The sequence below is a fragment of the Rufibacter immobilis genome, assembly GCF_003721565.1.
Classification (GTDB): domain Bacteria; phylum Bacteroidota; class Bacteroidia; order Cytophagales; family Hymenobacteraceae; genus Nibribacter; species Nibribacter immobilis.
Map to the genome: position 1 here is coordinate 138,441 of NZ_RJJE01000009.1, position 24,247 is coordinate 162,687.

Below are 24,247 nucleotides of genomic sequence, written 5' to 3' on the forward strand. Positions count from 1 at the left end.
GGACAAACGATTTGGGCAGGGGCAAAGGTAACACGCAAATAATGATTTCCCTTGACCTCTTCTTTTAGCTCTGGTTTGAAACAAAAGAGGGAAGACCGCCTCTGGCAACCTTCCCTCCTGTATGCTGCTTACGCTTAACCTCCGCTACTCAGACTTCTTGAAGAAATCTGAAACTAACTCATAGGAGCGCAGGCGGGCAGCGTGGTCATAGACGTTGCAGCCAATCATGATCTCGTCTACCCCCGTCTCCGTCAGGAAAGACTGCAACTCCTCTTTCACGGTGGCGGCGCTGCCGATGAAGGAGTACCTTAGCATCTGCTGCACGGCATAACGCTCAGAGGCATCCCAGAGACCGTCCATGCTCTGCACGGGCGGCTGCATCGGCTTGCCGGTACCTCGCACCACGTTCAGGAAAGACTGGTACAGCGTAGTGGACAGGTATTTGGCTTCTTCGTCAGTGTCGGCGGCAATCACGTTCACGCAGGCCATGGCATAAGGCTCCTTTAACTCGCCCACCGGCTGGAAACTGTCTTTGTACACCTGCAAAGCCGCGTGCAAGTGCGATGGGGCGAAATGACTGGCGAAGGCGTAGGGCATACCCAAGATACCGGCCAACTGCGCCCCAAAGGTGCTGGATCCTAAAATCCAGAAGGGTACGTACACACCCTCGCCGGGCACGGCCCGCACCCTGGCCGTGGGATCTACCGGCCCCAGGTAATTTTTGAGCTCCACCACGTTCTGCGGAAACTCGTCTACCGATCCGCGCAGGTCGCGGCGCAGGGCATGGGCAGTCAGCTGGTCGGTGCCCGGGGCGCGCCCTAAGCCCAGGTCAATCCGGCCCGGATACAGGGTAGCCAAAGTACCAAACTGTTCGGCCACCACCAGAGGGGCGTGGTTAGGAAGCATAATTCCGCCAGACCCTACTCTTATCTTAGAGGTGGCACCGGCCACATGACCAATCAACACCACCGTAGCGGAGCTGGCAATGCCTGCCATGTTGTGGTGCTCGGCCATCCAGTAGCGACGATAGCCCCACTGCTCGGCGTGTTGGGCCAGGTCAACGGTACTTTTAAAGGCATCGGCGGCGGTTTTCCCTTCCAGAATGGGCACCAGGTCCAGCACCGAGGTGTATATATCTGATAACTTTTTTGTAGGCATGATTCTCTAATTGGACTTTCCTTCTCTTTACGAGAGGCTCTTTTAAAAGGCAAAGTAAACCTCTAAAGTTCTGTCCCTGGCCTTTAGCCCCGTTACCTCTGAGATACCACCTCCTGGTTTGGTCCAGTTTTGGGAAAAAGAGCCGCTAAACGGAAATTTCTTTTACTTGCGCCTGTTCCACCAGATTTCGGCATGCAACTACTAACAGAGCTACACCATAACCCCAGCATTCTGTACTTCCAGAAAATCTACCAGGCAGAAGAACTGCTGCTGGAGGCCCATGAACATTACCAGAAGCAAAGCTACCGCAACCGGTGCCACATTCTCACGGCGCAGGGAGTGGTGCCGCTCTCTGTGCCGGTAAAGCACGGAAACAGTAAAATTCCAATCCGGGAGGTGGAGATTGACTATGAGCAGCGCTGGGCAGACATTCACTGGCGCACCATCCAAAGTGCCTACGGGAATGCCCCATTCTTTGAATTCTACGCAGACTACCTCAAAGACATCTATGACCGCCGGCCGGCCCTGCTCTGGGACCTGAATTTGGATTTATTTAAACTTTTCACTAAATTACTAAAACTAAAGAAACCCATACACCACACTCAGACGTATGTAAAAACCTATGAGGAGCCGGTACAGGATTGGCGCGGAGAGCTCCACCCCAAGAAGGAACCTGACATTTTGCGCCTTCTGCCCTACCGGCAAGTGTTTGGCAGCAAATTTGCATCAAACCTGAGTATACTGGACTTGTTGTTTAACCTTGGCCCAGAGGCATCTATTTACCTACAGAACTCAGCGGCTTTCTGTTGAACATTTGCCCCACTCAGCTTGTTTATACTATAGCAGACGCCTAGGCAACAACTAGTTGCAGCAGACGCACTACAACAATTTACTAGACTAGACTACATGGAAGCCAAATTCTCAAATAGAGTGAAAGAGGTGATCTCTCTCAGTCGCGAGGAAGCAATCCGTTTGGGCCATGATTATATTGGCACTGAGCATTTGCTTCTGGGCATGATCCGCGAAGGGGAAGGCACCGCCATATCTTTGCTTAAGAAGCTGGGGGTACCCATGGAGGAGCTCAAGTACGCGCTTGAGCAAGCCACCAAAAACACCGCCAGCCCAAACACCAATATCACTGGTAGTATTCCGCTTACGAAACAGACGGAGAAGGTCCTGAAAATAACGTACTTGGAGGCTAAAATCTTCAAGTCAGACATCATAGGTACAGAACACCTGTTGCTGTCTATTTTGCGGGATGAGGATAATATTTCATCGCAAACCTTAGCCAAATTCAACGTGAACTATGAAGCCATTCGGGATTCGTTAGACTACCATGCTAACAACCCTCTCGCCTCCTCAGATACTGACGATAACGACGATAACGACAAACTCTTCGGGTCTTCCTCCAAAGGAGGATCTGGCGCTGCCGCCAAGAAGGGTGCCGAGAAATCCCGCACTCCAGTGCTGGACAACTTCGGCCGTGATCTGACCAAGCTAGCCGAGGAAGGCAAACTGGACCCCATTGTGGGCCGTGAAAAAGAGATTGAGCGTGTAGCCCAGGTACTGAGCCGCCGCAAGAAAAATAACCCAATTTTGATTGGTGAACCAGGTGTTGGTAAAACGGCTATCGCCGAAGGTCTGGCTCTGCGCATCATTCAGAAGAAAGTATCCCGTGTGCTGTTCGGGAAACGCGTGGTAACCTTAGATCTGGCTTCATTAGTAGCCGGTACTAAATACCGTGGTCAGTTTGAGGAGCGCATGAAAGCCGTGATGAATGAGCTGGAGAAATCTCCGGACGTAATCCTGTTCATTGATGAGCTGCACACTATTGTGGGTGCTGGTGGCGCCTCCGGTTCGCTGGATGCCTCCAACATGTTCAAGCCTGCCTTGGCCCGTGGCGAAATCCAATGCATTGGCGCTACCACGCTAGACGAGTACCGTCAGTACATTGAGAAAGATGGTGCCTTGGCTCGCCGGTTCCAGATTGTGATGGTAGACCCTACCACGCCAGAGGAAACCATTGAGATCCTGCACAACATCAAAGATAAATACCAGGATCACCACCACGTGACCTATTCAGACAAAGCCATTGAGGCCTGTGTGAAGTTGAGCGACCGCTACATGAGCGACCGTTTCCTCCCAGACAAAGCCATTGACATTCTGGATGAGGCCGGTGCCCGCGTGCACATCAACAACATTGTGGTGCCTGAAGATATCCTTAATCTGGAGCAACAGATTGAGAACATCAAAGACGAGAAAAACCGCGTGGTGAAAAGCCAGAAATACGAAGAGGCTGCTCAACTGCGTGACAAAGAGAAAAAACTTCTTGACCAACTGGACGCCGCTAAAAAGAGCTGGGAAGAGGAAACCAAGAAGAAGCGTTACGCTGTGAAAGAAGAAAACGTGGCTGAGGTAATCGCCATGATGACGGGTATTCCGGTGAAACGCATCGCGCAGAAAGAAAGCCTCAAGCTTTTGAATATGGGCGAAGAGCTGAAAGGTAAAGTGATTGGCCAGGACAAAGCGATTCAGCAGTTGGTGAAAGCCATCCAAAGAACCCGCGTTGGTCTGAAAGATCCAAAACGCCCCATTGGTTCGTTCGTGTTCTTAGGCCCTACCGGGGTTGGTAAGACGGAGCTGGCGAAGGTGCTGGCTACATACCTCTTCGACAAAGAAGATTCTCTGGTGCGCATTGACATGAGTGAGTACATGGAGAAATTCAGCGTATCTCGCTTGGTGGGAGCGCCTCCAGGCTACGTGGGCTACGAAGAAGGTGGTCAGCTGACGGAGAAAATCCGCCGCAAGCCATACTCCGTAGTATTGCTGGATGAGATTGAGAAAGCGCACCCAGATGTGTACAACCTTCTCTTGCAAGTACTGGATGACGGTGTGTTGACCGATGGTTTAGGCCGCAAGGTTGACTTCAGAAACACCATCATCATCATGACCTCCAACATTGGAGCGCGTGACTTGCAGGACTTCGGGGCTGGGGTAGGTTTCGCAACCAAAACCCGCCAGGAGAACATGGATGATATCATGAAAGGCACCATTGCTTCTGCCTTGAAGAAAACATTCTCTCCTGAGTTCCTGAACCGTTTGGATGACGTGATTGTGTTCAACTCACTGGCCAAAGAAGATATCCATAAAATCATTGATATCTCACTTGCCAAGTTGTTGACCCGTGTGAAAACCTTGGGGTATACCATTGAGATCACTGACAAAGCCAAAGACTTTGTGGCCGAGAAAGGATATGACTCTAAATATGGTGCCCGTCCGTTGAACCGTGCCATCACCAAGTACATGGAAGACCCAATTGCGGAGGAAATCCTGAAAGCCGAGCTGGCCCAGGGAGACACCATCGTGATTGACTACGAAGAAGGAAAAGAGGAGCTGACGTTCTCTAACCGCAAGGGCGAGAGCTACACCCCAGACACTTCTGATGACTTGCCTGAGGCCTCAGATTCAACTGAGGAAGAGGAAACTACGCCAACAGACGGCAAGAAGAAAGACTAATTGCTGAATTCAATTATGAAAGGCTGACAGACAAACTGTCAGCCTTTTTTCGTTTAGAGCTTGTTTTTTCAAAAACGCGCCAAAAACGCAGTCAGAAAATGTAGCGTCGTTACCCTGTAATGACGTGTGTCCCTGAAACGGAAAAATCTCATCTAAGACCAAACTGAAATCTTGGGCAAAATAGAAGGTATCAGTTGCAAAGACACGTTTCTTATCTTAACTGAAAGGGTATTGTTGCATAGAAGCCACGTCGTTACAGGGTAACGACGCAACATTTTGCGTTTTCGGCTTAATTTTCAGAAAACAGGCTCAAAACGTAAAAGCGCCTCCAACTCTAGTCTTTCTAAAGTACCAGAGCAGTTTCCATAAGAAAAACTTACCAAAAATTTCACACTGCCCTAATCTTTCCTAAATTTGGTTTCTTGTACCAACATCAAACTGCTTCAATGTCAGACCTGAATTCCCTGAATAGCAAATTTGAGATATTAGACCGCAAAAATGCCGAGGCCCTCTTAGGAGGCGGCCAAGCCCGCATTGATGCCCAACATAAAAAAGGCAAACTCACCGCCCGTGAACGCATAGACTTACTTGTGGACGAAGGCTCTTTTGAAGAGATAGGCAAGTTTGTGATGCACCGCTCCAAAGACTTCGGGCTGGACAAAGAATACTACCTAGGCGATGGCGTGGTGACCGGTTACGGTACCGTGAACGGCCGTTTAGTATATGTTTTCTCCCAGGATTTCACCGTATTTGGCGGCTCCCTCTCAGAGACCCACGCTGAGAAGATTGTCAAAATCATGGATTTAGCCATGAAAAACGGCGCGCCTGTGATTGGTCTCAATGACTCTGGGGGTGCGCGTATTCAGGAAGGGGTAGTTTCCCTCGGCGGCTACGCCGATATCTTCTACAAGAATACGCTGGCTTCTGGCGTAGTGCCGCAGTTGTCTGGCATTATGGGACCATGCGCCGGTGGAGCGGTTTACTCTCCTGCCATCACAGACTTTATCTTAATGGTGGAAGACACGTCTTATATGTTCGTGACCGGTCCTAACGTGGTGAAGACCGTGACCCATGAAACCGTGACTTCTGAGGAATTGGGCGGGGCCAGCACCCACAGCACCAAGAGTGGCGTGACGCATTTCTCCTGCGCCAATGAGGTGGTGTGCATCCAGAACATCAAACAATTGTTGAGCTACATGCCGCAGAACTGCGAGGAACTCCCTCCTGCCCTGCCGTATGAATCTACCGGTGATGAAACCCGCGAAGTGCTCAACACTCCAATCAGCCGTATGACATCAGGGAGGTAATTGAAGGCATCATTGACGCAGACTCTTTCCTGGAGGTACACAAAAACTTCGGTGAGAACATTGTGGTAGGATTTGCCCGCCTAGCCGGCCGCAGCATTGGCATTGTAGGAAACCAGCCCGCCGTCCTGGCCGGGGTTCTAGACATCAACGCCAGTACCAAAGCCGCCCGTTTCGTACGGTTCTGCGACTCCTTCAATATTCCCTTGCTGGTACTGGAAGATGTGCCCGGTTTCTTACCCGGCACCGACCAGGAATGGCGCGGTATCATTACCAACGGCGCTAAATTGCTCTACGCCTTCTGCGAGGCCACTGTACCACGCGTGACCGTGATTACCCGCAAAGCCTACGGCGGCGCCTATGACGTAATGAACTCCAAACACATTGGCGCTGACCTAAATTATGCCTGGCCTACCGCCGAGATTGCCGTGATGGGAGCCAAAGGAGCCGCTGAGATCATTTTCAAGCGCGAGATCGCGGCCGCTGAAGACCCGGAAGCCAAACTCGCCGAAAAAGTAACCGAGTACCAGGAGAAATTCGCAACGCCTTACCGTGCCGCCCACCGTGGCTTTGTGGATGAGGTGATTTATCCGTCAGAAACCCGGGCTAAGCTGATCAAGGCGTTCAAGATGCTGGAAAACAAAGTAGACCAGCTGCCCAAGAAAAAACACGGGAATATTCCGCTGTAAATAAAAAGATGGAGACAGATCTGCGGCAGACATTAAACTATGAAGCCACGGCACCTGTCTAATAGACTTTCATACATTCAATATTTTATCACGTACTATGGTTGATGATGACAAAGCACCCCAACCATGAACTACTTCAACAGACCAACAACAGCCGGAGAGTGCTTTGCTCCATTTTATTCTGAAAGCTATGAGAGAAGAAAGCTTTAAATTCCTACAGACCTATCTGAACAACGCTGCCCCCACAGGTTTTGAGTCATCGGGGCAGAAACTGTGGTTAGATTATATCAAGCCCTACATTGATGATTACTTTGTAGACACCTATGGCACGGTGGTGGGCGTTATTAACCCAGAGGCCCAATACAAAGTAGTGATTGAGGCCCACGCCGATGAAATTGCCTGGTTCGTGAACTACATCACCGCTGAAGGATACATCTACGTGCGCCGTAACGGTGGTTCAGACGCAGTCATTGCGCCTTCCAAACGCGTGAATATCCATACCAAGAACGGACCGGTGAAAGCAGTGTTTGGGTATCCGGCCATCCACGTGCGCAAACCAGATCAGGACAAAGCTCCTACCGTTGAAACCATTTTCCTGGACTGCGGCGCCGCCAACAAACAAGAGGTGGAAGAAATGGGCATCCACGTGGGCTGCGTAGTTACCTTTGACGATGAGTTCTGGGTAATGAACGAGAAGTTCTACGTAGGCCGCGCACTGGACAACCGAATTGGTGGTTTCATGATTGCCGAAGTTGCCCGGATGCTCAAGGAAAACGGCAAAAAACTGCCTTTCGGTCTGTACATTGTGAACGCGGTACAGGAGGAAATCGGCCTCAGAGGCGCTGAGATGATTGCCCACCGCATCAAGCCAGACGTGGCCGTGATCACCGACGTAACCCATGATACCCAGTCGCAGGGCTACGAGAAGAAAACCAACGGCGACCTGCATTGCGGCAGAGGCCCCGTGCTCACCTACGGTCCGGCGGTGCAAAACAACCTGCTCAACATGCTGATTGATGTAGCTGAGAAGAACGAGATCCCGTTCCAACGCGCCGCCGCCACCCGCGCCACCGGCACAGACACCGATGCCTTCGCGTATTCTTCTGAGGGCGTGGCTTCGGCGCTTATCTCTTTGCCGCTCAAGTACATGCACACCACCGTAGAAACGGTGCACAAAGATGACGTAGACAGCATCATTAAACTGTACTATGAGTTCCTGACGCAGTTGGAGAGCGGCCATGATTTCCGCTACCTGAAATAGCCGTTTAGGGGCCATTTTTCCAAAAAAAGCCCCAAACCAGAAACAGAAGGCCAGTAGTATTCACGTACTGCTGGCCTTCTGTTTTTACCGCACTTTCTGGATACTCCCCTTCACCTGGGCCACCCATTCAGAAGGCTATTTGCCATATTTGCTTTACCGGAACCAACCCATTACATAGAAATGGAACTAACCACTCCCCGCCTACTGCTCCGCGAATTCAAGGAAGAAGACTGGCATTTCACCCACCTATATGAAGCCAACGAGGAGGTGATGCGGTACCAGACCAGTGCAGTGCGCACCAGCCAGGAAAGCCTAGAATACATTCAGCGCTGCCTGGAGGAAGCCCGGGAAGAACCCCGCACCCTGTTTGACCTGGCTATTGTACTCCATTCAACCGACATGCTCATTGGCCGGGTGGGCATGAAGGTTGACTATGACGCCGAGGAAGCCGTGCTCTGGTATATCTTAAACCAGACTTACTGGAACAAAGGCTACGTAACCGAAGCCGCCGCCGCCATGCTGCACTATGGGTTTGAAGAACTGCACCTGCACCGCATCTGGGCCGACTGTGACCCGCGGAACACCGGTTCTTACCGCGTCATGGAGAAACTGGGCATGCGCCGCGAGGCCCACTTCAAAGAGAACATCTTCATCAAAGGCGAATGGTGCGATTCCTACAACTATGCTATCTTGGACTGGGAATGGCAGCAACGTTCCAAAGCCTGAAACCGCTACTCCCTTGCGTTTAGAGGCTCTTTTTGGAAAAACAGCCCCTAAACGCAGGCAGATAGCTTTTTACATTAAGTCACCATCAGTCTAACCTTACTCGCTTTGCACTACTTTGACCAAATGAACCGGATGGTCCACTTGCCGCAGCTTCCGCAACGGATTGTGTCGCTGGTGCCTTCCCAAACCGAACTGCTTTTCCAGCTGGGCTTAGGGAACCGCGTAGTGGGCGTGACCAAATTCTGTGTGCATCCCCTGAAAGAGGTGAAATACAAAAAGAAAGTAGGCGGCACCAAGAACTTCAATTTTCAGGCTATAGACGCGCTTCAGCCAGACCTCATCATCGGGAACAAGGAGGAAAACTACCAGGAAGGAATTGAGCAGCTGCAGGAGAAATACCCTGTCTGGATGAGTGATATCTACACCTTGGAAGACGCCCTCCAGATGATGCTTTTAGTGGGGCAACTGACCGGAACGCAGGAAAAAGCCACTGAGCTGGTCATCCAGATTGAGCAGCAGTTTGCTGGTTTGGAACCCGCCGTGCCTCCTATTCCTACTGCTTACTTTATCTGGCGCAACCCTTACATGGGTGTGGGCAGCAACAATTTCATTGACCATTTGCTTACCCGCTGCGGCTTTCACAATGTGTTGGGGCACTTGCCCCGCTACCCGGAGGTCACGCCCGAACAACTGGCCCAGGCTGCCCCAAAACTGATTTTACTGTCATCAGAACCGTACCCTTTCCAAGAGAAACACCAAGCTGAGTTTTCTGAGATGTGCCCCCAGGCAACCATAGAGATTGTGGATGGCGAGCTGTTCAGTTGGTACGGGAGCCGCTTGTTATATTCAGTGGGTTACCTGCAAAAAGTAATCACCACAGCGAACAGAATCCCCAAATAATAGGACACAAAAAAGCCACCAGGTTTGGAGGCTGGCGGCTTTTTTTTTGCTTTAGTTTCCGGCAGGCATACCATCTATCATGGTTTTGTGTTGCCGGGCGTGTTCTAAGTGCATCTGAAGGACTGGTAATGTTTTATTGATGAAGGCTTCTACTTCATCATTCTCAATATTATCTTCTGATGTCTCATAGAGATTTACCGCCTCTTCGTGGGCCGTCACCTGCATGGCCGCGAAACGTCTGTCAAAGGCCATACCGCTTAAACCGTTCAGTTCTGTGAGCATGGCTTGCTTATCGGCGGGCAACGTGGTAGGGAGGGTGATGCCTAATTTAGTGGCTAAGGCTTTCATTTCGTTAGAGCTCCTGGTATGGTCAGTGACTAACTGTTGCCCAAAGTCTTTGGTGCTCTGTTGGGCTCCTTTGGTTTTAGCCAGTTCACCGCTCTGGATCTCAAACATATCTGAAGCCGCGGCTCTCATCATAAACTCTGAAATGCGCTGTTGGTCTGCGGAGGGCTCTGCATCTGAATCATCATCGTCGCAACTTACAAACGCCACGCTGCTAAACAACGCTACCCATACTAACATTAAGATACTTTTCTTTTTCATGCTCTTAGGTTGAGGTTAATTGTAATTTTTCTCTAAAGCCTTTACGTGCATAAATCTGGAAAGTCATAAAAGAACTACTAAATTGGTAAAAACGGGTATAAATACTAATCTTACTATTTATATATTACTATGCGCTAAAAATCGTTATTTTTTAGTTTACAATCCTTAAAGCGTCCACTTCCGCAGGAAAATTTCAGTAAAGTCCAAAAAACAAGAAGCCTCTCCACATTAGAGCAGAGAGGCTTCTTGTTTTTTGGACTTTGCTAATACGTTATTTTGGGCTACTCAATTCACTTCTCAAAGCCTGTGCTTCTGACAAATGCTCTTTCAGCACCGGCAGAATCTGGTCAATGAAAGACTGTACGTCTGGGTCTTTTACTTCTTTGTCGGCTTTCTCATAGAAAGCGATGGCTTCCTCGTGGGCTGCCACTTCCACCTCAGCGAAAGATTCATCAAACTGTTCCCCTTTTTTTGCCTCAAGAGTATCAACTAATGCTTTTTTGGCGCTTCCCATTTCAGCAGGCAACTCTACGGCCTTTTTCTTGGCAATTTCCTGGAGAACTGGATTAGTTCTGGAGTGTACGTGGTAAATTTTCTGTCCTAAGGCACCCACGCTTCCGGTTTTACCTTGGTCTTCGGCCATCATACCGGCCATAAGCTGGAAGTTATCATTAGTGGCAGCCTGTTTCAGGAACTGCTCTACTTTTACCTTTTCTGCTGCGTTGGCTTGTTTGTCTACTTTGTTACAAGAAACCATAGCGAAACTTGCCATGGAGAATAAACTTGCCAACATCCACACCTTTTGCTTTTTCATAGTTGTATGTTTAGTAGTTGCTCAGATGCTACTGCACATCTCCTACTAAAACGAGCCCTATATTGGAAAAGTTCATCATATCATTACCCACAGCGCCACAGCGATGCGCTAATGATTAAAAAAGTTATGTTTAAAGCTTTTAAAGCAAGATTTTCATCTATTTGCTAATGTACGTTTTAGCAGGCGTAGAGAAGGCGTAAGAAGTAGAATAATGGAGGATTTGTGCATCTGCCCGAGAGGCCGATACCAGCACTACTTAGAAGGAAGAAGAGTTGGTTCCTGCGTTTAGGGGCTGTTTTTGGAAAAACAGCCCCTAAACGCAGGAACTTTAGCCTTGAAAGATTTACTTTCTGGCAGCTACTTCAAACCCCGCTTTCTGGAGTTCGTCCCAGTACCTGGGGTAGGATTTACGCACCACCTTCGGTTCCTCAATGACCAGGGGCTGCTTTATTGCCAGCGGCGCGAAGGCCATGGCCATGCGGTGGTCTTCATAGGTATGGATGGTAGGGCTGTCTTCGGGCTTTTTGGCCAGGAACACCTTGAAAACGTCTGGGGCAATTTCCCGCAGTTCTGCCCCAACTTTCACCAGTTCAAACTGCAGGGCGGCAATCCTGTCCGTCTCTTTGATGCGCAGGCTTTCCAGTCCGGTCATTTCCACCTCAACTCCCAGTCCCGCCGCCAGGGCTGCCACCGTCTGGGCCAGATCTGGGCAAGCGTAGAAATCAATGCGGTCCAGCGGCTCCTGCACCGGCTGTTTCGTGAGCCGCACCCCGGCCGGAGTAAATTCCGTCTTCACCCCGAACGGGGCCATCAACTGGGGCAACACGCTGTCGCCCTGCAGGGAGTCTTGGCGGAGAGCCGGCAAAAACAGATCTGCCTCCTGGGCCAGCGCTGTGATGCTGTACCAGTAGCTCGCCGCCGACCAATCAGACTCCACCGTGTATTCTTTGGGCACATATTCCTGCCGGGGCACCGAAATCTGCTGGCCTTCAAACGTGGCCTGTACTCCAAAAAAAGCCATCTGCGCCAAGGTCATCCGGATGTATGGTTCGGAGCTGATTTTTCCGTCCAGCGTCAGTTCCAGGCCCTGCGGCAACAACGGCCCAATCATGAGCAATGCCGAGATATATTGACTGCTGATGTCTGAGCGCACCGTGAGTTGGTTGGAGCCGGAGAACTCAAAGCCGTTCATCTGGAGGGGTGGATATCCTTCCTGCCCCAGGTACTCAATCTGCGCCCCCAGTTGGCGCAGCGCGTCTACCAGTACCCCAATAGGGCGCTGGCACATGCGCGGCGTGCCGGTTAAAACCAGTTTCTGTCCGGTAGCGGCATAATAGGCCGTAAGGAAGCGCATGACGGTACCGGCATCCTCGGCGCTCACTTCTGCCCCGGCGGGCGTGGAGAGCAGACGGTTCAGGAGTTGGGTATCATTGGCGTCTGAAAGGTTATGGATAGGGTAGTCTTTGCCAGACAACGCCCGGATGATGAGGGCCCGGTTGGCCTCACTTTTAGACGCGGGTAAAGTCACTTCTCCGTGGAGCGCGCCCGTTGGGTGCTTCACGTGCACAGCGGCAGCTGAAATCATAGTAATTGGTAGTAACGCAAGGCGCTTTGCACCTCAGATAAAGTAATGGGTTGGTCATACACGGCTTCGCCGATCTTCTGCAACAGGGTGCAATTGATGGTGGCGCCGCTGTTCTTTTTATCATGCAGGCACAGTTGGCTAATGGCTTGCAGATCTGCCTCGGGCAGGTTCACTTTCTCGTACACAGATAAGATAAACGTCTCCATCTGGCTCAGCTCCTCCTGTGACAGCAGCTCCCGTTGCGCGGAAAGCCAGGCTTCACAGATCATTCCCACGGCAATGGCCTCACCGTGCAGCAGCATCTGCCCCGGTTTCTCCAGGTAAAAACTCTCTACCGCGTGCCCTATGGTATGCCCGAAGTTGAGGATCTTGCGCAAGCCGTTCTCCAGAGGATCAGCGGTCACTACGTTGGCCTTTATCTCAATGGAATGCCTGATCAGGGGTGTCCAATCGTCGGTGAACAAACCAATGTATCTTTGTTCATGGAACATGGCGGCATCGGCGATGAGCCAGTGCTTGATCATTTCGGCGTAGCCGGATTTAAGTTGGCGCATGTCCAGGGTCTGGAGGAAATCTGGGTTCACCAGCACGGCCAGCGGTTCCTGAAACACCCCAATATGGTTCTTTAACCCCATAAAGTCTATGCCGGTCTTGCCGCCCACGCTGGCATCTACCTGCGAGAGCAAGGTGGTAGGCACATTCACGAAGGTGATGCCGCGTTTGTAAAGGCTGGCGCAGAAGCCACCCAAATCAGTGAGCACACCGCCGCCCAGGTTCACGAGCAGGCTCCAGCGGTCCAGCCCCTGCTCCGTCAGTTCCCGCCAGACGTGTTCACAGGTGGCCAGGTTCTTGTTCTCCTCCCCGCTCTTGATCTGCACCACGTAGTGTTGCTGGGGCAAAAAGGGCTTGAGCAGCGGGTAACAGTGCCGGGCGCTATTCTCGTCTACCAGCACCACCGTCTTCCTGAAAGCCCGGTTCTGGAGCAACTGCTGCCACTGCCCGGTCTCTTGGGCGCCTATGAAAATTTGTTCAGTCAATCTGGTTCGCGTTTAAGGCGTTTAGGACCTGTTTCTGGAAAAAGAGCCCCTAAACGGGTTGAGGCGCTAAAGAACGGAATGCTGGGGGCAGTTCAAAAGAAAAAACGAAGAAAAATTGGCCATCTCTTAACCATTGTTATCCCGTTGATCTTCCCGGGTTGTTTTTTCAAGGGACATAGAAGTTCTTTCCTACGTGAAATTGTGCCCCTACCAGAAGCCCCTTGGCCGTCTGTAAAACGAGTATGCGTGCGTAAGCCGCGGCGGCAGGCGTTGCCGAAGGTTGCCTTTAGGGGCTCTTTTTTCCAAATCAACCTTAAAACAACTAACAACTGTTTTTACGTTATCTTTGTACTGTGTATTTGTAGCAACTAAATATGAACCCTGCACCAACCGTTTCCTTTGAGAATACCGCCATCGCATTCGCAGATAAATCTGATCCCGAACTCTATAAAACCTACCTCCTCTTCGCGGCCATGAATAACCAATCTATGGTGAAAATGGGCGGAGGCCTCATGAAAAAGGCTCTGAGCTGGAATTTGCCGGTGAAGTTCCTGATCAAGAAAAGCATCTTTGAACAGTTCTGCGGCGGCGAGACCATCCAGGAATGCAAACCCACCATTGAACGCCTGGGCCGGTCTGGCATAGGCACCATTCTGGATTACTCCGTGGAAGGCGAAAGCAACGAGGCCAGCTTTGACCATACCGTGCAGGAAATCATCGCCACCATTGAGATGGCCGCCAACTCAAAGCACATCCCGTTCAGCGTGTTCAAAGTGACCGGCGTCGCCGATTCTGCGCTGCTGGCCAAAGCCCAGACTACCCAGGAACTGACCCAGGACGAGAAAGCGGCCTTCGGGCGGGTGCGGGCCCGGGTGAAAGCCATCTGCCAACGCGCTTTTGAGCGGGGCGTGCGCGTGTTCATTGACGCCGAAGAAAGCTGGCTGCAGGAAACCATTGACCAGCTGTGCTATGAAATGATGGAGCTCTACAACCAGGAGCGCCCTATTGTCTACAACACCTACCAACTCTACCGCCACGACCGCCTGGACGTGATCAAGCGGGATTATGAGCGAGCCAAAAAGCTGGGGTATTACCTGGGCGGCAAACTGGTGCGCGGGGCTTACATGGAGAAAGAAGGCCGGGTTGCCCAGCAGCAAGGCTACCAGAACCCCATCAACCCCACCAAACAAGCCACTGATGCGTTGTATGACAAGGCCCTGAAGTTCTGCGTGGAGCACGTGGACCGCATTGCCATCTGCGCCGGTACCCATAACGAACAAAGCAGCCGCCTGCTCATGGACCTGATGGCCCAGCACAACCTGCAGCCTTCAGATGAGCGCATCTATTTCGCGCAATTGCTGGGCATGAGCGACAACTTATCCTACAACCTGTCCCATGCGGGTTACAACGTGGCCAAGTATGTGCCTTATGGGCCGGTAGAGGCCGTGATGCCTTACCTGCTGCGCCGCGCAGACGAGAACACCGCCATTGCCGGCCAGAGCAGCCGGGAGTTCTCCCTGGTGAAGAAAGAGATGGAGCGCCGCAAGCGGCAGCGCGCCTAACAAAAAAGCGTTTAGGGGCTGTTTTTGGAAAAACAGCCCCTAAACGCTTACAAATCAATCTATCTTAAAACAAAGGCGTCTCTTACGCAAACCGCAAGAGACGCCTTTCTTGTCCTAATCAGGAAGTGTGCAGACGCACACCACTAATTACTGAGCAGTTGTACCAGTGGTAGCAGCAGTTGAATCAGTAGTAGTAGCGGCAGCTGAATCAGTAGCAACAGCGTCAGTAGCAGCAGCATCAGTTGCAGTAGCGTCAGTTGACTCAGTTGCAGCACCTTCAGTAGCAGCAGCGTCAGTAGTTTCAGCAGGCTTAGACTCGCAAGAAGCGAAAGCGAACATACCAGCTACAAGGGCAAGAGAAAATACCTTTTTCATTTTAATGTGTTTTAAAGGGTTTTAGCGTTAAATTCAACCTTTATACCACTACCCCCCGGGAGGTAACCCATGTTTTTTGAAAAATTTTTTATTTTTTTCTGTGGGTTACTAATTGACTGAAACTGTATTAATTGACAAGCATGATTAGTAAGGCGCTGGTGACCGATGCGGCCATTATAGAAGGAATTCTGCTAGACGACGAGACGGCCCTGAGTAGGTTATACAAACTCCACTTCCCCATGGTGCTGTTCTTCGTGCAGAGCAACAGCGGGACCGAGGATGACGCCAAAGACATTTTTCAGGAAGCGGTCATTGTCTTCTATGAGAAAGTGAAGGCCGGCCAACTGGAGTTGCATTGCCAGATCAAGACGTACCTGTATTCCATTTGCCGGCGGCTCTGGCTCAAGAAGCTCTCCCGCAGCAGCCGGTTCAGCCATGGCATGGTGGAAGACACGGAGTCTGAGCTGACCCCGCAGGTAGAAGACGAAGCAGAGCAGGCCGAGCAGAATGAGCTTAAGTTTGAGGCCATGGGCAACGCGCTGGCGCAGTTGGGAGAACCCTGCAAAACGCTGCTGGAAGACTTTTACATCCGGAGCATGGGCATGCCCGAGATCACGGAGAAGTTTGGGTACAACAACGTAGACTCGGCCAAGAACCAGAAATACAAATGCCTCATGCGCCTGAAGAAACTGTTCTTCCTGGATTACCAGGTCCCCTCCTAAAGGAAGGGAAAATGCGTAAAAAAGACATCCTGAGAGGATGCTAGCCATATATGAGTGACCGAGAATTATTAGAACTGATTGAACGCTACCACCAGCACCAGGTGACTTCTGACGAGCGCCGGATGCTGCAGGAGCGCATGGCCGCCGACCCGGTCTTTGCCCAGCGGGTGCGCGAGATGGAGCTGTTCACCTCTACCCTGCAACAGCACGGGCGCCAAAAATCGCTGCGGGAGCGCCTGAACCAGGAGCACCTGGCCTGGAAACTGGAAAACCAGAAAGCCATGCCGCAGGCCCCGGTGCTCAAGCCCCGCAAGCCTATCCAGATCTTTATGCGCCGGTACGCCGCCACTATGGGCGTGGCTGCCACGGTGGCCATTGTCACGGTGTTCAGCAGTTTGCTGGGCATGGAAATGTGGCGGTCTGCCACCAAACAACAGACAGCCCGTTACGTGGAATTACGCCGGGAGGTAGACGACCTCAAGCGTAAGCAGAACGCAATCCTCAATCCTAACCCTGCCACGCCAAAAGCATCGGCCACCAATCCCGGACAATTTTCGGGCACCGGCTTCGTGCTTACTTCAGACGGCTACTTCGTGACCAGCTACCACGTGATTGAGGGCGCAGACTCGCTCATGATTGAGAACAAGGCGGGCACCAAGTACAAAGTGGAGGAGATTTACTCTGACCAGGTGCGTGACCTAGCCCTGCTGCGCGTAATTGATACTGCGTTCACAGGCTTCGGGAAACTGCCTTACTCCTTTAAGAAGAAAGAAAGTGACTTAGGTGAGCGCGTGTTCACGCTGGGTTACCCCAGAGAAGACATAGTGTTTGGCGAAGGCACGCTTTCGTCCCGTTCCGGTGTGTATGGTGACACCGCCTCTTACCAAATCTCTATTCCATTGAACCCCGGTAACAGCGGCGGCCCGCTGCTGGATGACCGCGGCAACATGATTGGCGTGATCAGTGGGAAGATGCTGGGTGTAGACGGCGCGGCTTTCGCGGTGAAATCTGCCTATCTGCTCTCTCTGCTGGAACAACTGCCGGAGCACCGGCTTCCGCAGCCTATCGCCTTGCCAAAAGTGAATGCTTTGGCCGGTACGTCGCGTCCGCAGCAGCTTAAGAAACTGCAGGATTTTGTGTACATGGTAAAAGTGTACAACTAACCCCAGCCCTCCTGTTTAGCGGCTCTTTTTTGAAAATAAGCTCCAAAACGCCCGTGCCTTGCATGGGCGTTTCTGTTTTACAGACCGGCCAGCGCATGTAACTAATACGTAGTTCTTCCGTTTGATAAAATCTACTTGCCAACCTCTTAGGTATAGTTGGACCTTGCAATTACCGTTATGTTACACCTACTAAATATCAAACAACGAACTATGGAAAATCGTCCTGAAAACAACTACAACTCCCGCATGATGACGGGTATGTTCAGAGATAGAGACAGCGCAGAACGTGCGTACAATGCCTTGCACAGCCGTGGCTACAGCAAAGAGGACATCAACGTGATCATGAGCGACGATGCCCGCAAACGCCACTTCGCCGATGGCGAACACACTGAACTGGGCAGCAAAGCACTGGAAGGTGCCGGCGCTGGTTCTGCCATTGGCGGTACACTGGGTGCCATTGTAGGGGCTATTGCCGCTATTGGTACGTCAGTAGCGCTGCCAGGCTTGGGCTTGGTGATTGCGGGTCCGTTAGCGGCTGGTTTGGCGGGTGCCGGAGCCGGTGGTTTAACGGGTGGTTTACTGGGAGCCCTGGTAGGGTCTGGTATTCCGGAAGAAAGAGCCCAGGTGTATGAGTCTGGCATCAAGGAAGGCAATATTGTGATGGGCGTGACTCCTCGCTCACACGAAGACGCTGAATATTTTGAGAACGAGTGGCGCACCAACCGCGGTGAGCACATCTATCGTTAAGCAATAGATTTTCTCCCAAAACAAACGACCCGCTTCTGTGAAGAAGCGGGTCGTTTGTTTTATAGCCCTTAATTATTTTTTCCGATTAGCGGCTCTTTTTCCAAAAACGGCCGCTAAACGGGAAATGAGCAGATGATTTCCTCAGTGCTTATTTCAACTCTAACCGGATGGGGAGGGTCATGCGCACGGGTACGTTTCTGCCGTTTTGGTTGCCTGGTTTCCAGCGGGGTAGTTTTTTCATGACCCGCAGCACTTCCTCCTCGGTGCCGAAGCCCAATCCCTTCAGAATCTGAATATCGGTGAGGTCACCGGATGCGGCCACCACAAAGCTCACCACTACCGTTCCCTCCACGCCATTGGCTTGGGCGGCCCGAGGGTAATGGAGGCTTCGGCCTACAAAGTCCATGAGTTTCTGTAGCCCGCCCTCAAACTCAGGCATGTGCTCCACGCTGTAAAAAATACTGTTCGCCGGGGGCTCAGATCCGCCATCGGTTCCTGTTCCGGTGCCCGATCCAGAACCAGCGCCGGGAGTTGGGCTATTTAAATTGGCGCCACCGTCGCCCTCAGAAGCCACCAGGCCAGAATTCGCTGTTTTAAGCTCCTCCTGCGTGGGCACCTCATCCACCACCGGTGTAGATTCCGGCACTACTTTAACAGTGACATTTTTAACCGTGCGGGCGGCAGGTTGGGCCGCGGCGGGTTCCTCTGCTTTGGGTACTTCTTTGATCTGTTCTTCCTGAGGCAACACCACCTCTACCCACTTAGACTCCGTTTTGGGTTTAACGTGGGCTGCCTGAACATCTTGCCCGACAAGCAGATTGGCCACAAAGGGAACAGAAAACCCGAAGAGGAAAAGTGCAATGGCATACAAGACGGCTTGGCTGATGTGCCGGTCATAGAGCTTGCGCAGCACATAGGCGCCGTAGGCTTTGTTGCGGCCCTCAAAAATCATGTCGTCTAGGGTGGCGGGGTAGGTAGTTTTGGTTTCCATGGCGTTTGTTGGTTTGGGGTAATGGATAGGTGCTTTCCCCCATGATGTCGCCCGCCGCCAGATTCCACACGCTACTGGCCCAAATTATTTTCACATTCAGCGCCTTAGTTACTTCCTGAAAATCAATCAGAAACAAAACCTCCTGTTCATTTGTTAAAAAAATGAGACGCAAAAGAAACAACTACTGCCGTGTTCTGCTTAATTGCAATTCTTTTGTAAATAAAACCATACAAGATACACCTTTGTAAAGCCGCCGTACGTTTAAGTAAAACTACTCTCAGTACGTAAAATCAGGCACTACTTTTGTGTATACACTAACAGACAAAACTTTAGAGACTTTATATGTTTCCATTTAAATCTAAACTGGTCGCTTATGGTACTGCCGCCTCTGTGGTGTTCGGCATTGCCTCCTATAAACTGCTGGAGACAGACGGTGCGGTACGGGACCAGAAAAACGAAGTACTGACCAAAGTGCTGGTGCAGGGGCTCAGTTCTGCCCATTACTCGCCGGAGCGCTTAGATGATAATTTTTCCAAAAAAGCCTTCAACCTTTACCTGGAACGACTGGACTACAACAAGAAATTTCTGTTGCAGTCAGACGTAGATCAACTGATGGCTTACCAGACGCAATTGGATGATGAGTTCAAGAGCGGCTCCTTCAAGTTTTTTGACCTGTCCATGAGCATCTTCCAGAAGCGTCTGAAAGAAGCCGAAGGATACACGAAAGAAATCCTGGAGAAGCCTTTCTCCTTTGAGCAGGAAGAAACCATTGAGGTGAAACCGGAGAAACTGAAATTCGCCACTTCGCCCGCGGCCCTGAAAGAAGAATGGCGCAAATACCTGAAATACCAGGCCCTCATTAGGGTAGCCGATGCCTTGGACAGCCAGGAGAAAGCAGATACGGCAGGCACTAAAGAGGTGAAGAAAAGCATGGTGGAGATTGAGGCCGATGCGCGCAAGAAACTCAAGGAAAACTATGTGGACCTGTTCAAGCGCATGGGTCAGCTGGAAAACGAAGACTACCGTTCTTCCTACCTCAACTCCTTTGCCAACATCTATGACCCGCATACGGAGTATTATGCCCCCAAAGAGAAAGAAGACTTCGATTTTGAATTCTCTGGCCGTTTGGAAGGGATTGGTGCTACGTTAACAGAGAAAGACGGCAATATCAAAGTATCTGACATTACCCCCGGCAGCCCTTCCTACTTACAGGGAGAACTCAAACCTGGCGATGCCATCTTAAAAGTAGCGCAGGGAACTCAGGAGCCGGTAGACATACAGGGCATGCGCCTGGACAAAGCGGTTTCCCTCATCAGAGGTAAAAAAGGAACCGAGGTACGCCTGACTGTGAAGAAAGTAGACGGCTCTATGAAGGTCATCTCCATCATTAGAGATGTGGTGGTACGGGAAGAAGGCTACGCCCGCTCGCTTTTGATCAAAGGCCAGAAACCTATTGGCTACATTCACCTCCCCGCCTTCTACGCCGACTTCAAAAATGCCGGAGGCCGTAACAGCGGTAAAGACGTAGCCGAGGAAGTGGAGAAACTGAAGCGGGAGAACGCCCAGGGCATCATCCTGGACCTTAGAAACAACGGCGGTGGTTCTTTGCAAGACGTGGTAGACATGGTGGGTCTCTTCATCAAGTCTGGTCCGGTGGTGCAGGTGAAATCGGCCAACGGCCCCGCCGCCGTGCTGGAGGACAGAGATTCGCAGATTCATTTCTCCGGCCCCTTGGTGGTGCTGGTGAATGAGAACAGCGCCTCGGCCTCTGAGATCATGGCAGCCGCTATTCAGGATTACAAACGGGGCGTAATTGTGGGAAGCTCTACCTACGGAAAAGGAACCGTACAGCAGTTCTTTGATCTGGACCAGGTTTTGCCCGCTTCTTTTGATGCGGTGAAGCCGTTGGGCCACCTGAAACTCACTACTCAGAAATACTACCGCGTAAGTGGTAAGACTGTACAGTTGCGCGGAGTAACGCCAGACATTGTGCTGCCAGACACCTACACGTACCTGAAGTACGGCGAGAAAGAACAGGAGTACGCGCTTCCGTTTGATGAGATTCAGCCTGCCAAGTTCAACACCTGGAACAGCCCTAACTTCTCCATTGAGAAACTCAAGGCTTCTTCCAAGGCGAGAATTGCGGCTAGCCCTACCTTCTCGCTCATCAATGATAGTGCCTTGCGCCTGAAGGAACGCACGGAGACTTCTACCCGCTCCCTTAAGCTGAGTTCTTACCTGGCCGAAGAGCGCCGCGCTCAGACTGAATCCAAGAAGCTGGAAACCCTCCGGAAAAACATCCCGCAGCTGGACCTGAGCACCCTGAAAACAGATTTGGCCAAGTTAGCCGGTGACACCGCCGCTTCGGCCCGCTTCCAGGCGTTCACCCGCAACGCGAAGAAAGACCTGTACATTCAGGAAGCGGTTTCTATCCTAAGAGACGGTTTATAAGCCATCTTCTATTTAAAGGCATAAAAAACGCCGTCTCTAAACCAGAGGCGGCGTTTTTTATGCCTTTTCCAAAAAAGAGCCTCTAAACGCAAATTACCCTTTCATCTTACTAAAAGCCTGCTCCAGATCTTTGATCAGGTACTCCGCATCTTCCAAGCCAATATAGAACCTGATCAGGTTGAACGGCATAGAGGGCTTATGACCGTCTTTCCGGTGATAAGCCGCGGCAGGATAAATCAGGGACTCGTAACCACCCCAGGACGCGGCCATGAGAAAATGCTGAAGGCTGTCACAGAACCGCTCAACCTCTTCCAGAGAATCTGCACGTAACCGAAGGGAGAACTGCCCGGTGTTGTTCCGCATCTGCTTTTTAATCAGTTGGTGCTGTGGGTGTGATGGCAGAAATGGCCAGATGATTTCCTCAACCTCCGGACGTTGCTGGAGAAAGGCCACTATCTGCCGTGTGGTTTGGGCTACCCGCTCCATGCGGAGGGGCAACGTGCGCAAGCCACGCAGCAGCAGCCAGGCATCGTGCGGGGGCAATACAGCTCCCAGTGTCATATATTCAGAGGAGAAGATACGGTTGATTTTTTCTCTGGAACCGCAGACCACTCCCCCCAAGGCATCGCTGTGGCCCCCTATGTACTTAGTAGCCGAATGCACCACCAGGTCTATGCCCATGGCCGCCGGGTTCTGGAAAAGCGGGGAGGCAAAGCTGTTGTCAATCACGGTGCAGATGTTCCGCTTTTGGGCCAGCGCCGCCACGGCTTCAATATCCTGTACCTCAAACGTAAAAGAGTTAGGGCTCTCCAGGTAATAAAGGACGGTGTTTTCTTTGGTGGCCTGTGCATAGTTCTCTGCCCTGGTACCGTCTACCATGCTCACCTCTACCCCAAAGCGGGGCAGGAAATCGCGCATGAGCTTGCTGGTCCAGGCATACGGTTTCCGGACACAAACCACGTGGTCTCCCGCTTTTACCTGAGAAAGTACTGCCGCGGCTATGGCAGCAATTCCACTCCCAAAAGCAATGGCCTGCTCCGTGCCCTCCAGCGCCGCCATTTTCTTCTCTAGCATGTTCACCGTGGGGTTGTTGCCGCGGGAATAGAAATGTGTTTCTGTGTAATGCTGCAACACGTAACGCATCTCTTCCACCGTTTTACAGGCGAAGTTGCTGGACTGGATGATGGGCGGAGCCACCGCATTGAAATACGCGGCCCGGTCTTCACCAAGTTCGTTCAGGATGTAGGAGAGATCCATAGGCAAATTTCAGTTTCTCCCTTCTACTCCTCCCCCGTTTCCAGGGTTTTGCTTAGGGACGCCCTCCCCTAAGGGTATAAAAAAAGGCTTGCCTTCTTAGGGCAAGCCTTTTCCATGTCTTTAAATTTTCTGTTAGAAACGGATTCTGAGGTTTGCTTCTACCTGCGGCTCTGGTTTAACAGTATTTTCTACTTTTTTAGTGAGGTCAAAGGAAGTAATCAACTGAACGTTGTCTCTGATGTTCACCCCAGCGTTTATGTTCCAGGGAGCAGACTTATCAAACTGACCCCGATAGATCACTCCGCCAGTCAGGAATTTCACGTTGGCCAAGGCGCCGAACTGATACTCCTGGTCTCCTCCTTCCAACGGCTGGTTCATCAGGAACGAAGGCGTAACGCTGAACTCGGGAGCCAAGTCAAATTTATAGCCGGCTGTCACCAACAATTCTCTGATGCCTACGTGCTCTGCGTTGCCCACCAGGTTATAGGTAGGCTCCAAAAGACTGGCGAACGTACCACCGGCGTAGAAGTTATGGATTTTCAGCCATACCCCGGCATCAATGTCTGGGCGCAGGTCATTGTCATGGCCTACCATTTTCTTTTCCTCGCCACGGGTCATCTCGGCTAGGTCAACGTTCAGGTATTCAGCGGCAAGCTGCGCACCAAAGGCAAGGCTGCTGTTAGTACCCAGTTGAAACCGTTTGGTATAGGTAAGACCTAATTTACCCAGCCAGTAGGGACCAAATTGATCATAGACGGCCACGGCTCCAATCCCATTGGGGTTATTGGCATTGATATTACCTTGGTAATGCGCAATCACTGACAGCGGCGCCGAGGAGGCATTGCCGGAAATTGCATTCAAATGAACATTCGCTCCAAACTCCTTCTTGCCTTCGGCCCCTGCAAACGCCGGGTTCAGGTAGAAATAATTCTGATGGTACAGCCGTGGAATAGCCATGCGCTGTGGAGTTGAAGTTTCTTGGGCTTTAGCGAAGCTGGCAGACAATAAGAGAAGGCCAAGAGCAGCAATTTGCTTCAGTTTCATGTAATGAATATTTATAAAAAATTGAGTTGGGCTTAGCTCCCCGCAGGAGAGGCAAATAATTCGTGCTGATTATGAATTAAAACAGATGCTGACAAAACTGCCTAACGCAAAAATAAGTTCATAGAAATGTAACCTTCTATATAAGTGTAGTATAATAATTACGCAATTACCTAAATATCAGTCTTTTACCAAATAAAATCACTCTTCATATTGAACTATATTAAGCAAAACAAGTGAAAAATACCTCAGAAAACAATTGTTTTGAAAGAACCTTTTTCCTATATCGGCCCACTACAAAAATGTATTCTCTTTGATCCAACCATACCTAGAAGAAAGATT

General features: G+C 51.1%; 19 protein-coding genes and 1 pseudogene. 11 read left to right on the plus strand and 9 right to left on the minus strand.

Annotation, left to right across the window (positions count from 1 at the left end):
* Window positions 1-144: 144 nt before the first annotated feature.
* Window positions 145-1,158 carry an LLM class flavin-dependent oxidoreductase gene (locus EFA69_RS07880; RefSeq protein WP_123132554.1) on the minus strand — a complete coding sequence of 338 codons (1,014 nt, stop codon included), beginning with the start codon at window positions 1,156-1,158 and terminating at the stop codon, window positions 145-147.
* 192 nt (window positions 1,159-1,350) lie between these two features.
* Here EFA69_RS07880 and EFA69_RS07885 point away from each other — a divergent pair, with 192 nt between their 5' ends.
* The 6 genes and pseudogenes from EFA69_RS07885 (at window position 1,351) to EFA69_RS07910 (ending at window position 9,554) form a co-directional block, all read left to right on the plus strand.
* Window positions 1,351-1,968 (plus strand): WbqC family protein, encoded by a 618-nt coding sequence (locus EFA69_RS07885; protein ID WP_123132555.1) that lies wholly within the window; start codon window positions 1,351-1,353, stop codon window positions 1,966-1,968.
* A 96-nt stretch (window positions 1,969-2,064) separates the two neighbouring features.
* Window positions 2,065-4,674, plus strand: a complete 2,610-nt coding sequence (locus EFA69_RS07890) for an ATP-dependent Clp protease ATP-binding subunit (RefSeq protein ID WP_123132556.1) — start codon at window positions 2,065-2,067, stop codon at window positions 4,672-4,674.
* Window positions 4,675-5,120: 446 nt separating this feature from the next.
* Window positions 5,121-6,667: pseudogene (locus EFA69_RS07895) on the plus strand (acyl-CoA carboxylase subunit beta).
* Window positions 6,668-6,857: 190 nt separating this feature from the next.
* Window positions 6,858-7,928, plus strand: coding sequence for a M42 family metallopeptidase (locus EFA69_RS07900; protein WP_123132557.1), 1,071 nt, complete (start codon window positions 6,858-6,860; stop codon window positions 7,926-7,928).
* Window positions 7,929-8,108: 180 nt separating this feature from the next.
* Window positions 8,109-8,654 (plus strand): GNAT family N-acetyltransferase, encoded by a 546-nt coding sequence (locus tag EFA69_RS07905; protein WP_123132558.1) that lies wholly within the window; start codon window positions 8,109-8,111, stop codon window positions 8,652-8,654.
* 123 nt (window positions 8,655-8,777) lie between these two features.
* Window positions 8,778-9,554: an ABC transporter substrate-binding protein gene (locus EFA69_RS07910; protein WP_123132559.1), complete on the plus strand. Its 777-nt coding sequence runs from the start codon at window positions 8,778-8,780 to the stop codon at window positions 9,552-9,554.
* Window positions 9,555-9,605: 51 nt separating this feature from the next.
* On the opposite strand, the gene EFA69_RS07915 is transcribed toward EFA69_RS07910, so the two are convergent.
* The 4 genes from EFA69_RS07915 to aroB all read right to left on the minus strand — a co-directional run bounded on the left by EFA69_RS07915 (window position 9,606) and on the right by aroB (window position 13,596).
* Entirely contained in the window at window positions 9,606-10,160 is a 555-nt protein-coding gene (locus EFA69_RS07915; RefSeq protein WP_123132560.1) for a DUF4142 domain-containing protein, read from the minus strand.
* A 271-nt stretch (window positions 10,161-10,431) separates the two neighbouring features.
* Entirely contained in the window at window positions 10,432-10,974 is a 543-nt protein-coding gene (locus tag EFA69_RS07920) for a DUF4142 domain-containing protein (protein WP_123132561.1), read from the minus strand.
* Window positions 10,975-11,317: 343 nt separating this feature from the next.
* Complete coding sequence (locus tag EFA69_RS07925; RefSeq protein WP_123132562.1) at window positions 11,318-12,559, minus strand: 3-phosphoshikimate 1-carboxyvinyltransferase; 1,242 nt, start codon at window positions 12,557-12,559, stop codon at window positions 11,318-11,320.
* On the minus strand, window positions 12,556-13,596 hold the full coding sequence (aroB, locus tag EFA69_RS07930; RefSeq protein ID WP_123132563.1) for a 3-dehydroquinate synthase: 1,041 nt from the start codon (window positions 13,594-13,596) through the stop codon (window positions 12,556-12,558). The genes EFA69_RS07925 and aroB overlap by 4 nt, the downstream gene beginning before the upstream one ends.
* 374 nt (window positions 13,597-13,970) lie before the next feature.
* Between aroB and EFA69_RS07935 the strand changes: the two genes are divergently transcribed.
* The gene (locus EFA69_RS07935) at window positions 13,971-15,158 is read left to right on the plus strand and encodes a proline dehydrogenase family protein (protein WP_123132564.1); all 1,188 of its coding nucleotides are present in this window, start codon (window positions 13,971-13,973) and stop codon (window positions 15,156-15,158) included.
* A 147-nt stretch (window positions 15,159-15,305) separates the two neighbouring features.
* On the opposite strand, the gene EFA69_RS07940 is transcribed toward EFA69_RS07935, so the two are convergent.
* On the minus strand, window positions 15,306-15,533 hold the full coding sequence (locus tag EFA69_RS07940) for a hypothetical protein (protein WP_123132565.1): 228 nt from the start codon (window positions 15,531-15,533) through the stop codon (window positions 15,306-15,308).
* 140 nt (window positions 15,534-15,673) lie between these two features.
* Between EFA69_RS07940 and EFA69_RS07945 the strand changes: the two genes are divergently transcribed.
* From EFA69_RS07945 to EFA69_RS07955, 3 genes are all read left to right on the plus strand, one after another.
* On the plus strand, window positions 15,674-16,255 hold the full coding sequence (locus tag EFA69_RS07945; RefSeq protein WP_123132566.1) for an RNA polymerase sigma factor: 582 nt from the start codon (window positions 15,674-15,676) through the stop codon (window positions 16,253-16,255).
* A 50-nt stretch (window positions 16,256-16,305) separates the two neighbouring features.
* The gene (locus EFA69_RS07950) at window positions 16,306-17,418 is read left to right on the plus strand and encodes a S1 family peptidase (RefSeq protein WP_123132567.1); all 1,113 of its coding nucleotides are present in this window, start codon (window positions 16,306-16,308) and stop codon (window positions 17,416-17,418) included.
* Between the two features lie 210 nt (window positions 17,419-17,628).
* Window positions 17,629-18,165, plus strand: a complete 537-nt coding sequence (locus EFA69_RS07955; RefSeq protein WP_123132568.1) for a hypothetical protein — start codon at window positions 17,629-17,631, stop codon at window positions 18,163-18,165.
* Window positions 18,166-18,313: 148 nt separating this feature from the next.
* Here EFA69_RS07955 and EFA69_RS07960 read toward each other — a convergent pair whose 3' ends face one another.
* Window positions 18,314-19,156: an energy transducer TonB gene (locus EFA69_RS07960; RefSeq protein ID WP_123132569.1), complete on the minus strand. Its 843-nt coding sequence runs from the start codon at window positions 19,154-19,156 to the stop codon at window positions 18,314-18,316.
* A gap of 342 nt (window positions 19,157-19,498) precedes the next feature.
* Between EFA69_RS07960 and EFA69_RS07965 the strand changes: the two genes are divergently transcribed.
* Entirely contained in the window at window positions 19,499-21,607 is a 2,109-nt protein-coding gene (locus tag EFA69_RS07965) for a carboxy terminal-processing peptidase (RefSeq protein WP_123132570.1), read from the plus strand.
* 93 nt (window positions 21,608-21,700) lie between these two features.
* Here EFA69_RS07965 and EFA69_RS07970 read toward each other — a convergent pair whose 3' ends face one another.
* Both EFA69_RS07970 and EFA69_RS07975 read right to left on the minus strand, forming a co-directional pair.
* Window positions 21,701-22,864, minus strand: coding sequence for a trans-sulfuration enzyme family protein (locus EFA69_RS07970; RefSeq protein WP_123132571.1), 1,164 nt, complete (start codon window positions 22,862-22,864; stop codon window positions 21,701-21,703).
* 132 nt (window positions 22,865-22,996) lie between these two features.
* The gene (locus tag EFA69_RS07975) at window positions 22,997-23,908 is read right to left on the minus strand and encodes a PorP/SprF family type IX secretion system membrane protein (RefSeq protein WP_123132572.1); all 912 of its coding nucleotides are present in this window, start codon (window positions 23,906-23,908) and stop codon (window positions 22,997-22,999) included.
* Window positions 23,909-24,247 lie beyond the last annotated feature (339 nt).